This is a genomic window from Streptomyces sp. NPDC018693 (assembly GCF_044391385.1).
Lineage (GTDB): Bacteria > Actinomycetota > Actinomycetes > Streptomycetales > Streptomycetaceae > Streptomyces.
On the sequence record NZ_JBIRZZ010000005.1, the window covers coordinates 292,589 to 304,429 of the forward strand.

Here is an 11,841-nt window from a genome sequence, read left to right on the forward strand (position 1 = left end):
CCGGCCGCCCGTTCCGGATCGATCAGCTGCCTGAGGGCCTGGTGCGCACGGGCGAGCGGGCCCGTACCGGAGGGTGGACGCGTACCCCCGGGGGCCGTGGCATATGCACTCGGCGCGAAGCTCCCGGCGGCCGGGGGCGCGCCGAACGGTCACAGGGGCTGCGCGCTCGTCTCATTAGCGCTGTAATTACGGACGTGGTCAGTCAGGGTGCCGCCGGACGCGGAACGCGAACGCTGCGTGCCGAAGTCGCCCTCCAGGCGATCACGGACGGCCCCCGCTCACCCGAACGGACGCGGCGGGTGCTCGAACAGGCGCTCGTCTTCGCGGGCGCGTCCTTCGTCGCGGTGTACACGCCGACGCAGGACGGCGATCTCCTCTGCCTGGCCGAGTCCGCCGGCGTGCCCCGCACGGTGTACGGGCTGCGCGAGAGCTACTCCCTCGACGGGCGCTCCCCGGCCGCCGCCGCGCACCTCACCCGGCGCCCGGTGTGGCTGGGGCCGGACGAGGTGGCCGACTGGGCCGACTCACGGCGCATGCCCTCCCGGGACGTCCATCTCGCGGCCCTGCCGGTGCACGACGACACGGGCGGCTGTCTGCTCGCCGTCACCGAGCACGCCGACGGGTTCGACCCGGACGGCCGCAAGTGTCTGGAACTCGTCGCCGAGGCGATCACCCGGCCGGACGCCCGGCCCGCCCCACGCGAGGGCGCCGCACCGCGCGGCGACGCCTTCGCCCTCGCCATGGACACCGGCCGGGTCGAGGTGGGCGAGGAGATCCTGGAGCTGTTCGGCCTGACCCGCGAGGAGTTCGACGGCCGCGTCGAGACCCTGCTCGGCCTCACCGTCCCCGAGGACCTGCCCTCGCTGATGTCGGTGGTGGAGGCCGACCACATGACCATCGGCGAGCGGGAGCTGGAGTTCCGGGTGCTCCAGCCCACCGGCCCACCCAAATGGCTCAGACTGCGCGGCCGGCTCCTGCCCGGCGGCGAGGGCCACCCGGCGCGGCTGGTCGGCACCGTCGCCGACGCCTCCACCCTGCGGCCCGAGGTCACCGACGTGGCCCGCGTCCAGCGCCTCGCCGCCGCGCTCGCCACCGCCGGCACCGTCCGCGACGTCAGCCAGGCCGTCGTCTCCGCCCTGCGCCGCCCGCTGCGCGCCGACCGGATCGCCCTCGCCGAACTGGAGGGCGACCGGCTCGTCGTCACCGTCCTGGACCCGCCCGACCCCGAGTCCTGGCCCGAGCTGTGGCGCCTGGAGTGGCGCACCGAGTGGCCCGACGCGCCGGTGCGCGCCATGCCCACCCTCGCCGGCGCCCTGCGTGAGGGCCGCGCACAGATCTGGCCCGCCGGCACCACCCTGGAACCCGCACTCGCCGACGTCGGCCCCGGCGGCCTCGCCGTGCTGCCGCTGCCCGCCGCGGGACGCATGGCCGGCGCCTGCCTCATCGGCTGGGACACCCCGCACGACTTCGGCTCCGACGAACGCGCCCTGCTCACCGCCTCCGCCGGCCTCGTGGGACAGGCCCTGATGCGCGCCCACGCCTTCGACGCCGAGCACGAACTCGTCGGCATGCTGCAACGCCAGCTGCTGCCGCGCCGCCTGCCGAAGCTGCCCGGCGGCGTCGCCGTCGCCCGCTATCTGCCGGCCACCGCGGGGCTCGAGGTCGGCGGCGACTGGTACGACGTGATCCCGCTGCCCGACCACCACGTCGCCCTCGTCATCGGCGACGTCCAGGGCCACAGCACCGCCGCCGCCACTCTCATGGGCCAGATGCGCACCGCGCTGCGCGCCTACGCCGCCGAGGGCCACCCGCCGGACGTCGTCGTCGCCCACGCCAACCGGCTGCTGATGGAGCTGGAGACCGACCTCTTCGTCACCTGCGTCTACGTCGACGTCGACATGGAGGCGGGCACCGCCTGGTGCGTCCGGGCCGGACACCCGCCGCCCGTGCTGCGTCACCCGGACGGCGTCACCGACATCGCCGAGTCGGACGGCGGCCCACCGCTCGGCGTGGTCACCCAGGCCGACTTCCCGATGACCCAGCTCCGGCTGCTGCCCGGCACCGTCATCGCCCTGACCACCGACGGCCTGGTGGAGTCCGCCGAGTCCGACATCGACGCCGGACTGGACCGGCTCGCCCACGAACTCGCCGTCTCCGACCCCGCCCACCTCGGCCTGGTCGCCGACGCCCTGCTCGGCAACGCCCACCGCGGCGACGACGTGGCGCTGCTGCTGATGCGCTACGACGGCATGGCCGTACGACCGCTGCGGGAGGGCTGGACGGTGTGGCGGGTGCCCGAGGCCGCCGGGCACGCCCGCCGCTTCACCAGGCGCACCCTGCGCGCCTGGGGCGTGCCCAAGGACGCCATGGACGTACCGCTGCTCGTCGTCTCCGAGCTCGTCACCAACGCCCTGGTCCACACCGACGGCAAGGTCCGCCTCGACCTCACCCTCATCCACGACCGGCTGCGCGTCGCCGTCACCGACGCCTCGCCCCGCACACCGGTCAAACCGACCAACCTCGGCTGGGAAGCCACCGGCGGCCGCGGCATCCTCCTCGTGGAGGCCATGTCCGAGGCATGGGGCACGCTGCCGGTGAGCGGCGGCAAGCAGGTGTGGTGCGAGGTCACGCTGGGCGGGTGACACACTCCGTCACACGGGTACTCGGGCGCACATGGACACCACGGTCACCGTAGCCGCCACCGCGAGCACCGTGCTCGGGGTGGTCGCCGTTCTCGTCGCCGGCGTCGTCGTCACCGGCGCGCTGATCTGGGCCGTCCGGCTCGGCATCGGCGTACGCCGGCGCGAACCGGCCCCGCCGCGGCCCGACGAACAGCCCGGGCCGGCCGAGGACGGACCGGTCCGGGAGACCCGGCGGATGCGGGAACCGAGCGCGATGCCGGACGACGGCGAGACCCGGCTCACCCCGCACGAGCTGCGCCCCAACGGCGGCCGCGACCGCCCCGACCAGCGCCGCGGGCGCTGGGAGAGCGGTTCCGGCGGCTCGTTCGGCAGCGGCGGACCGGGTGCCCACTGACATGCACAGGGACGGTGCCGACCGCACCGCAGAAGGTGCCGGTCGCACCACAGAAAGGTGATGAACGCCGTGACCTCGCACACCGAGGAGCAGCCCGCTGCCACCATCCGTCGACCCGAGACGGGCTGGGCGCGTGCCCGCCGCCTGCGCCGCGCCAAGAGCGCACCGCGCACCTGGATACCGGCCGTCGCCGGCCCCGACTCCGCGCCCATGACGCGCCGAGGCCCGGAGTGGAACATCGTCAGGGGTGAGGACTGACCGACCAGCCGGCCGACTGGCCCCCGGCGACCTCGGCGAGGTAGAGATCCTCCATGAACCTCCTCGTCACCGGAGCCGCCGGCTTCATCGGCTCGGCCTACGTCCGCCGGCTCCTCGCCGTGGACACCGCGGACATCACCGTGCTGGACGCCCTCACCTACGCGGGCTCCCTCAGCAACCTGCCGGTCGGCCACCCGCGCCTGGAGTTCGTGCACGGTGACATCTGCGACGCCGACCTCGTCGACAAGCTGATGTCCGGCGCCGACCAGGTCGTCCACTTCGCCGCCGAGTCCCACGTGGACCGCTCGATCGAGGGCGCCGCCGCCTTCGTACGCACCAATGTGCTCGGCACCCAGACGCTGCTGGACGCGGCCCTGCGGCACGGCACCGGACCGTTCGTGCACGTCTCCACCGACGAGGTGTACGGCTCCCTGCCGACCGGGTCCTGGACGGAGGACCACCCGCTGCGGCCGACCTCCCCGTACGCCGCGTCGAAGGCGTCCGCCGACCTGATCGCCCTGTCCTACCACCGCACGCACGGCCTGGACGTCCGTGTCACCCGCTGCTCCAACAACTACGGCCCGCACCAGTTCCCCGAGAAGGTCATCCCGCTCTTCGTGACCAACCTGCTCGACGGCGAGCGGGTCCCCCTCTACGGCGACGGACGCAACGTCCGCGACTGGCTGCACGTCGACGACCACTGCCGGGGCGTCGACCTGGTCCGTACGCAGGGCCGCCCCGGGGAGGTCTACAACATCGGCGGCGGCACCGAGCTGGCCAACAGGGAGCTGACCGGCCTCCTCCTGGACGCCTGCGGGGCCGGCTGGGACCGGGTGGCGTACGTCGAGGACCGCAAGGGCCACGACCTGCGCTACAGCGTCGACTGGACCAAGGCCCGCACCGAGCTGGGATACCGCCCGCACCACGACTTCGCGACCGGCCTCGCCGACACCGTCGCCTGGTACCGCGACCGCCGCGACTGGTGGGAGCCGCTGAAGCGGCGCCCCTGACGACCCGGGGGCACACTGACGGGGTGCGCCTGCTGCTGATGTCCGACACCCACCTGCCCCGGCGCGCCCGGGAGCTGCCCGCGCCACTGCTGGCGGAACTCCCGCAGGCCGACGTGGTCCTGCACGCCGGGGACTGGGTCGACACCGCCACCCTCGACCTGCTGGAGGAGCGCAGCCGGCGGCTCGTCGCCGTGTACGGCAACAACGACGGCCCCGACCTGCGGGCCCGGCTCCCCGAGGTGGCGTACGCCGACCTGGCCGGCCTGCGCTTCGGCGTCGTCCACGAGACCGGCCCCGCCCAGGGCCGGGAAGCCCGCTGTACCGCCCGCTTCCCCGATCTGGACGTGCTGGTCTTCGGGCACAGCCACATCCCCTGGGACACCACCGCGCCCGGCGGACTGCGCCTGCTGAACCCCGGCTCGCCGACCGACCGCAGACGTCAGCCGCACTGCACGTACATGACCGCCGCGGTGGCCGCAGGCCGCCTCACGGACGTGGTCCTGCACCGGCTGCCGCCCCCCGACGGCGCCCGCGCCCGTTGAACGGGACAGGCAGAGTGACCCATGAGTTGACTGATAGTCAACTTACTCTGGAGTCAGAAGTATTGACGATGTCCTGAAATCGCTCGACTGTAGTGGACATGCCGAATGTTCGGGCTCGTCTGCTCGTTGTTCTGGTCGTCCTCAGCGGATTCCTGACGGTGACGGGCTCCCCGTCCGCCACCGCCGCCACCCCACCCGACTCCTTGTGGTTCGACGGCACGGCGCTCACCGTGTCGAACGGTCGCTTCGTCGACGCCGCCGGCCGTGAGGTCGTGCTGCGCGGCTACAACGTCTCCGGCGAGACCAAGCTGGACGAGAACGGCGGCCTGCCCTTCGCCTCCGTCGCCGACGCCCGCAAGTCCGCCAAGGCCCTGCGCGCCCTCGGCGGCGGCAACTCCGTGCGCTTCCTGCTCTCCTGGGCGTACGCCGAACCGGCCCGCGGCCAGGTCGACACCGCCTATCTGGCCGCCGCCACCGCCCAGATCGGTGCCTTCCTCGACGCCGGCATCCGCGTCTACCCCGACTTCCACCAGGACCTGTACTCCCGGTACCTCTTCGACCCCGACAGCTGGTACACCGGCGACGGCGCCCCCAAGTGGGCCGTGGATCTCGGCAACTACCCCGACGAGTTCTGCGGCATCTGCGCCTTCTGGGGCCAGAACATCACCCAGAACGCCGCGGTCCAGGCCGCCCAGCACGACTTCTGGCACAACAAGCACGGCCTCCAGGACGCCTTCCTCACCACCGCCCAGCGCACCATGACCTACATCCGCCGGCACCTCACCGCCGAGCAGTTCGCCGGCGTCATCGGCTTCGACCCCTACAACGAGCCGTACGCGGGCAGCTACGACTCCGGCCAGACCAGCCGCATCTGGGAACGCGACCTGCTCTGGCCGTTCTACGTCAAGTTCCGCGCCCGGATGGACGCGGCCGGCTGGCAGGACAAGCCGGTCCTCGCCGAGCCGAACCTCTTCTGGAACTCCAACATCTCCTTCCAGCGGCACGAGGGCGGACTGCTCGACGCGGGCACGCTCGGCCCCGACTACGTCTTCAACACCCACTTCTACGACCACAAGGCCATCTCCGGGTTCCTGATGTGGGGCAACGCCTCCGACGGCCAGTACGTCGGCGACCTCGGCGCGCTCCGCGACCGGGCCGCCGCGGCCGGCACCCCGGCGGTGATCAGCGAGTTCGGGCATCCCCTCGCCGGCACGGTCGCCGGCAAGGCACCCACCGTCCTCAAGGCGATGTACCAGGCCATGGACTCCCGGGTGAAGGGCGCGAACTGGTGGTCCGCACCGGCCGCCTCGGGCCCCGTCCTGTCCGGCCAGCAGTGGCAGTGGGACATCTACCACGGCCGCCACCACGAGCTGATGAACGGCAACCCCGACAAGGTCCTCACCGAAGGCGACGCCTGGAACGACGAGGACCTGTCCGCCGTACGCACGGACGACTCGGGCACCGTGACCCTGCGCCAGGACGCCCGGCTGCTCGACCGCGTCTACCCGAGCGCCACCGCCGGCACCACCCTGGCCTTCACCTACGAGGACCGCTCCCGCGACGGCTCCACCGTGCTGACCTGGAACCCGGTGCCCAGCTCCCTGCCCAACGTGGCACGCCTGGTCGGCTCCGGCCAGTACAGCCTGCTGGTCTGGCGCTCCGGCGGCGGCACGGCACCCACCGAACTGCATCTCCCGGCGTCCTTCCCGACCTCGGCGACGACGGTCGTCTCCGACCTCGGCACGGCGTACGCCCCGCCGTCGTACACCTCGACGACGCCGATCGCGGTGGCCGCCGAGCCCGGCGGCACGGGAAGCCGCCGCCTGCTGCTCACCGCGACGGACTCCGCGGTCCCGCACTACGCGCTGGTGACCAACGGGGCGACGGCTCCGTCCGCGGACCTGCTGAACGCGGCCCGCGCCGAACTCACGGCGTGGGCCGCGCGGATCAGCTAGCCGACGGATCAACCGGCCGAAGGACTCGTCCAGTCGGCGGCCACATGGCCGAGGCGCACCCGCTGCGGGTGGTCGCCGACCGGGACGGACACGGTCTTGCGGCCGGTCGCGAAGTCGATCGCGGTGACCTGGTCGGTGCCGCTCTCGGAGACCACACAGCTCCTGCCGTCGCCGCTGACCGTGGCCCAGTACGGCTTGGACGCGGTGACCAGCGGGCCCTCCTGGAGGGTGCCGCGGTCGACGATCGTCGCGTAGTCGTCCATCGTGCCCGCGACGCACAGCTTGCTGCCGTCGGGGCTCATCGACAGGCCGTGGTGGCGGGAGTCGTTGACCATCGTGGTGCGGTCGTCGTTGGTCGCCGGGTTCTTCGGCAGCGTCTTCGTCCGGGTGATCCGGTCCGTGGCGAGGTCGTACTCGAAGAAGCCGTTGAAGAACGACACCTGGAAGTACAGCTTGGACTCGTCCGGTGAGAACACGGCCGGGCGCACGGCGTCCGAATAGTCCTTCAGCCCGATCGCGTCCAGGCGCTGCCGCATGTCGATCACCTTGACCTGCTGGTACGTGGTCGCGTCGACGACGGTGATGCGCCGGTCGCCCTTCGTCCAGTCCAGCCAGGGCGCGTCGGTCGCCGTGTTCACGTCGCCGATCGACATGTTGTAGATGTACTTGCCGTCCTGGGTGAAGATGTTCTCGTGCGGCTTGTCGCCGGTGGCGAACCTGCCCAGCTCCTTGCCCGTGTCGATGTCCAGCACATGCACGGTGTTCGACAGCGAGGCCGAGACGGCGACCCGCTTGCCGTCGGGCGAGACCGCCATGTGGTCGGAGCGGTAACCGGACACCGGGAAGCGCCAGTTGATGGCCCCGGTGGCCAGGTCGATCGACACGACGTCGGCGAAGCTCGGCCGGGACACCACCATCGACGTGCCGTCCGGCGTGGAGTACATGTCGTCGACGAACTGGTCGTGGCCCTCGCCGACGCTGTTGCGGATCGCCATGAAGTAGATCCACCTGATCGGGTTCGCGTTGATCTCCGCCATCCGCGCGTCCTTGTCGGGGATGACATTGATCCGGCCGATCCTCGCGAAGTCACCGGTGGACCTGAGGACATCGGCGGTGCCGTCCCAGTTGTTGCCGACGAACATCACCTCACGCAGGGCGGCGGCGTCGGGGGTGGCGGGGGCGGCGGTGGCCGAGGCGGCGGGGACGGCGGCGGTCAGCGCGAGGGCGGCGGCTGCGGAGCGCAGGTGCCTGGATCTGAAGGCAGGCATGCGTGCTCCCTCCTCTGAGGGGTGGTGCCATGGGATGGCAAGTGGGGGCAGGGCGTACGGCTCTCCGGAACTGAACACGGCTGCATTCAGAAGGACTTACTGGAAAGTAAGGAAGGGGTGGCCTTCGCCACAAGACTTGGACACGACAAAATTGAGCGGTGGACCATCCGGTGGGTACCGAGGAGGGTGAGTGGCGGGCAGGCTGAAGGCCCCGACCGGCCGTTACGCCGGGAAGACCGCCGCGGAGCGGCAGGCCGAACGGCGCCGGAGATTTCTCGACGCGGCACTCCAGTCGTTCGGCGACACCCCCGGCTACCGCGGAACCACCGTCGCGGCGCTCAGCGAGGCGGCCGGGCTGTCGACACGGCAGTTCTACGAGGAGTTCCGCACCCTTGAGGATGTACTCGCCGCGCTGCATCTGCAGGTCAACGAGTGGGCCGAGGAGGCGGTGCTGACCGCGTTCGCGGCGACGCGGGCGCTGCCGCTGGCCGAGCGGGTCACAGCGATCTTCCATGCCTATGCCGGGAGTGTGACCGCCGATCCCCGGCGGATCAGGATCACCTTCGTCGAGATCATCGGGGTGAGTGCGCGGCTGGAGCAGCAGCGACTGGCCCGGCGGGCGCGGTGGGTCGAGCTGATCTGCGCGGAGGCGGCTGTGGCGGTGGCCCGGGGGGAGGCGGCCCCCCGGGACTATCGGCTGGCGGCGACAGCCTTTATCGGCAGCGTCAACGGGCTGCTGCATGACTGGAGTGCGGGGTGGGTCGATGCGACGTTGGACGAGGTTGTGGAGGAGCTGGTTCGTCAGTTGTTGGGGATATTGCGGCCGGAGGGGTGGCGATAGGTGGGTGGGCGGGTGCGGGTTTGTCGCGGCTGTTCGCGCAGTTCTCCCTAGGTGAGCCGACCGACTGCTTCCACGACGTGCCCCACGCCGTTCTCCCCGCGTACGCGCTCGCCCAGCTTCTCCGCTCGCCGGCGGAACCGTGGCTCGCGTGTTGCTCGTACGAGGATCTCGGTCAGGGTGTCCGTGGTCAGACGGCGCAGGGGGAGTGCTCTGGGAGCCACCCCCAGTCTCACCAGCCGTTCCGCCCAGAAGCCCTCGTCGAACTGGATCGGGACCGGGATGGCCGGTACGCCTGCTCGTAGGCCCGCCGCTGTCGTGCCGGCGCCGCAGTGGTGGACGACGGCGGCCGTCTCGGGGAAGAGGAGGGCGTGGGGGACCTCGTCGACGGTGAGCATGTCGTCGCCGTGTGCGGCGAGGTCGGCCCAGCCGCGCTGGATCACGCCGCGCAGGCCGGCCCGTCGCAGGGCCCGCACGACCTGGGTGCTGAGCCCCGCCGGATCGGGCACGGTCGCGCTGCCCAGCCCCACGTACACCGGGGGTGGGCCCGCTGCGAGAAACTCCCGCAGTTCGGGCGGGAGCCGGGTGTCGCGGTCGTACGGCCACCAGTAGCCGGTGACGGCGAGGTCGGCCGGCCAGTCGCGGGGGCGGGGGACGACCGAGGGGCTGAAGCCGTGCAGGACCGGGGCGGGAGCGCGCTGGTCGCCGGTCACCCCGAGGCGGGCCCGGACCTGTGGCAGGACGGGGGCGAAGACCCGTTCCACGGCCCACTCCACGCCCCGCCCGGCGAGCCGGTTGCCGAGGGCGCCGTAGGAACCGCCGCCGAGCATCGGGGGCGCGAACTCGCGGGTCGGGGCGATCGGCTGGAGGGCCAGCTCGAGGCGTGGCAGGCCCAGTCCGTCGGCGACGGTGTGCCCGAGCGGTGCCACGGAGGCGGCCAGGAGCAGCAGATCGCTCACGCGGGCGGCGGCCTCCAGGTCGTCGGCCATCCGTCCGACGAGCGAGCGGGCCATGGACACCACCCGCAGCAGCTTGCCCGCACCGGTGCCGCTGCGGTGCAGGCCCCGCCCGCGCGCGGACTCCAGTTCCTCGCGCGGATCGACCGGCAGAGGGTGGAAGGCCATGCCCGAGCCGGCCACCAGCGGCTCGAAACGGGCATGGGTGACCAGGGTGACCTCGTGGCCCGCGTGCACGAGGCCATGGCCCAGCCCGGTGAAGGGGGCGACATCGCCCCGGGATCCCGCCGTCATGATCGCCACTCGCACAGCCACCAGTATGGGCCGAGCGGGCCGGATCCGGGGCGAACCACCCTGCGAAAGCGGCCAGTTGGACGCGGTCAGCCGAGGAGCTGCCGGGCGGCCGCCGTCACCGTCTGCTCCAGCAGCGTGGCGATGGTCATGGGGCCGACACCGCCCGGCACCGGAGTGATCAGCGACGCCCGCTCGACGGCCGAGTCGAAGTCGACGTCACCGACGTTGCCCGGGTTGTAGCCCGCGTCGATCACCACCGCGCCCGGCTTGACGTCCCGGCCCTCGATCAGCCGGGGCCGGCCCACGGCGGCGACCACGATGTCCGCCTCCCGCACGGCCGCCGACAGGTCGGCGGTGCGGGAGTGGCAGTACGTCACGGTGGCGTCCCGGGCGAGCAGCAGCATGCCGGCCGGCTTGCCGAGGATGGCGCTGCGGCCCACGACCACCGCCCGCTTGCCGGCCGGGTCGACGTCGTACTCGTCGAGCAGCCGCATGATGCCGCCCGGAGTGCACGACACGAATCCGGGCAGGCCGAAACTCATCGTCGCGAAGGACGCGAAGGTGACCCCGTCGACGTCCTTCTCCGGCGCGATCGCCTCGAACGCGGCCCGCTCGTCGATGTGGTCGCCCATCGGGTGCTGCAGCAGGATGCCGTGCACGGTCGGGTCCGAGGACAGCGCGCGCAGCGTGTCCACCAGTTCCTCGGTGGTCGTCGCGGCCGGCAGCGCCACATGGCGCGAGCCGATGCCGGCCTTGCGGCAGCGGTTCTGCTTCATCTTCACGTAGGTGACGGACGCGGGGTCCTCGCCCACCAGCACCGTCGCCAGACACGGCGTCGTACCGGTGCGGACCGCGAGATCGGCGGCCTTCTTCGCGGTCTCCTCGACGATGCGGCGGGCGAGCGCGGTGCCGTCCATGAGCCGGGCCTGCGACATGATCCACTCCTGGGCTGATCGGTTCTCCTCGCCCAGGCGCACGGCATCAGGTGTCTGCTCGGCCGCTCCCCGGTGGTGCTCCACCTCAGCGCCAGTCACGGCCCTCGAACAGGGTAGCGGCACGGCAAGGGCCCAGGTCACCGGGGACGGCCCGGACCCGATGCCGCACCTCGGGCCGGGTCACTCGTCCCAAGCCTGGATCATGACCTGCTCGGTGATCTTGCCGTCCCGCAGGGTGATCATCGACTCGGAGAGCACCCGGACGCCGTCCGCGTACTCGCAGGACTCGCTGTAGGCGGCCCGATCGCCCTGGATCACGCACCCCTCCATCTTGTGCGTCATGTCACGGCTGTAGACGTCGTCGAGCATCTCGGCTATCTGGCCGCGGCCGTGCAGGACCTTGGGATGGCTCGGCTGGGTGTTGCGGTCGATGATGCGCAGCTCCGCGTCGTCCGCGTAGAGCGACAGCAGGTTGTTGCCGGTGTTCCCCTCCACTGCCCGGCGCAGGGTCTCGGTGTCGAAGGTGGAGCTCGCAGTGCCCATGGTGACCTCCTCGGAGGGCCGCGTACCGATCGGAGAACATGCCGCGAGACCCTCATCTCCGAGCGTCCCCCGCCCCACCGGGCTCGGCAAGCCGTGGGCCGCGGGTGCGACCGGCGGGTGAGCGGCGACATCCCCGCCGAGCTGCCGCCGGTGTCCCGTCAGCTGACCGAGCTGACCGAGCTGACCGAGCTGAACAAGGTGGACGA

Annotated in this window: 11 protein-coding genes and 1 riboswitch; of the genes, 7 read left to right on the forward strand and 4 right to left on the reverse strand. The window is 72.0% G+C overall.

The window, feature by feature from the left end; all coding sequences use genetic code 11:
- Positions 1–194: 194 nt before the first annotated feature.
- The 6 genes from ACH5AC_RS16405 to ACH5AC_RS16430 all read left to right on the forward strand — a co-directional run bounded on the left by ACH5AC_RS16405 (position 195) and on the right by ACH5AC_RS16430 (position 6,801).
- Positions 195–2,642, forward strand: coding sequence for a SpoIIE family protein phosphatase (locus ACH5AC_RS16405; RefSeq protein WP_398862490.1), 2,448 nt, complete (start codon positions 195–197; stop codon positions 2,640–2,642).
- A gap of 31 nt (positions 2,643–2,673) precedes the next feature.
- Positions 2,674–3,036 (forward strand): DUF6479 family protein, encoded by a 363-nt coding sequence (locus tag ACH5AC_RS16410; protein ID WP_398862491.1) that lies wholly within the window; start codon positions 2,674–2,676, stop codon positions 3,034–3,036.
- A 60-nt stretch (positions 3,037–3,096) separates the two neighbouring features.
- Positions 3,097–3,294, forward strand: a complete 198-nt coding sequence (locus ACH5AC_RS16415) for a hypothetical protein (RefSeq protein ID WP_398862492.1) — start codon at positions 3,097–3,099, stop codon at positions 3,292–3,294.
- A gap of 53 nt (positions 3,295–3,347) precedes the next feature.
- Entirely contained in the window at positions 3,348–4,304 is a 957-nt protein-coding gene (gene rfbB, locus ACH5AC_RS16420; RefSeq protein ID WP_398862493.1) for a dTDP-glucose 4,6-dehydratase, read from the forward strand.
- 23 nt (positions 4,305–4,327) lie between these two features.
- The gene (locus ACH5AC_RS16425) at positions 4,328–4,846 is read left to right on the forward strand and encodes a metallophosphoesterase family protein (protein ID WP_398862494.1); all 519 of its coding nucleotides are present in this window, start codon (positions 4,328–4,330) and stop codon (positions 4,844–4,846) included.
- Positions 4,847–4,944: 98 nt separating this feature from the next.
- Entirely contained in the window at positions 4,945–6,801 is a 1,857-nt protein-coding gene (locus tag ACH5AC_RS16430; protein WP_398862495.1) for a cellulase family glycosylhydrolase, read from the forward strand.
- A gap of 8 nt (positions 6,802–6,809) precedes the next feature.
- Here ACH5AC_RS16430 and ACH5AC_RS16435 read toward each other — a convergent pair whose 3' ends face one another.
- Positions 6,810–8,069 carry a YncE family protein gene (locus ACH5AC_RS16435; RefSeq protein ID WP_398862496.1) on the reverse strand — a complete coding sequence of 420 codons (1,260 nt, stop codon included), beginning with the start codon at positions 8,067–8,069 and terminating at the stop codon, positions 6,810–6,812.
- A gap of 190 nt (positions 8,070–8,259) precedes the next feature.
- Between ACH5AC_RS16435 and ACH5AC_RS16440 the strand changes: the two genes are divergently transcribed.
- Positions 8,260–8,910: a TetR/AcrR family transcriptional regulator gene (locus ACH5AC_RS16440; RefSeq protein ID WP_398862497.1), complete on the forward strand. Its 651-nt coding sequence runs from the start codon at positions 8,260–8,262 to the stop codon at positions 8,908–8,910.
- Between the two features lie 47 nt (positions 8,911–8,957).
- On the opposite strand, the gene ACH5AC_RS16445 is transcribed toward ACH5AC_RS16440, so the two are convergent.
- The 3 genes from ACH5AC_RS16445 to ACH5AC_RS16455 form a co-directional block, all read right to left on the reverse strand.
- Positions 8,958–10,157 (reverse strand): glycosyltransferase, encoded by a 1,200-nt coding sequence (locus ACH5AC_RS16445; protein WP_398862498.1) that lies wholly within the window; start codon positions 10,155–10,157, stop codon positions 8,958–8,960.
- Between the two features lie 86 nt (positions 10,158–10,243).
- Entirely contained in the window at positions 10,244–11,092 is an 849-nt protein-coding gene (locus ACH5AC_RS16450) for a bifunctional 5,10-methylenetetrahydrofolate dehydrogenase/5,10-methenyltetrahydrofolate cyclohydrolase (RefSeq protein ID WP_398862499.1), read from the reverse strand.
- Between the two features lie 23 nt (positions 11,093–11,115).
- Positions 11,116–11,201: riboswitch (ZMP/ZTP riboswitch) on the reverse strand.
- A 71-nt stretch (positions 11,202–11,272) separates the two neighbouring features.
- Complete coding sequence (locus tag ACH5AC_RS16455) at positions 11,273–11,635, reverse strand: nuclear transport factor 2 family protein (protein WP_398862500.1); 363 nt, start codon at positions 11,633–11,635, stop codon at positions 11,273–11,275.
- Positions 11,636–11,841 lie beyond the last annotated feature (206 nt).

Coding starts and splice junctions, on each gene's coding strand:
- ACH5AC_RS16450 (WP_398862499.1), bottom strand. CDS start 11,092: ATGTCGCAGGCCCGGCTCATGGACGGCACCGCGCTCGCCCGCCGCATC.
- ACH5AC_RS16435 (WP_398862496.1), bottom strand. CDS start 8,069: ATGCCTGCCTTCAGATCCAGGCACCTGCGCTCCGCAGCCGCCGCCCTC.
- rfbB (WP_398862493.1), top strand. CDS start 3,348: ATGAACCTCCTCGTCACCGGAGCCGCCGGCTTCATCGGCTCGGCCTAC.
- ACH5AC_RS16455 (WP_398862500.1), bottom strand. CDS start 11,635: ATGGGCACTGCGAGCTCCACCTTCGACACCGAGACCCTGCGCCGGGCA.
- ACH5AC_RS16430 (WP_398862495.1), top strand. CDS start 4,945: ATGCCGAATGTTCGGGCTCGTCTGCTCGTTGTTCTGGTCGTCCTCAGC.
- ACH5AC_RS16415 (WP_398862492.1), top strand. CDS start 3,097: ATGAACGCCGTGACCTCGCACACCGAGGAGCAGCCCGCTGCCACCATC.
- ACH5AC_RS16410 (WP_398862491.1), top strand. CDS start 2,674: ATGGACACCACGGTCACCGTAGCCGCCACCGCGAGCACCGTGCTCGGG.
- ACH5AC_RS16445 (WP_398862498.1), bottom strand. CDS start 10,157: ATGACGGCGGGATCCCGGGGCGATGTCGCCCCCTTCACCGGGCTGGGC.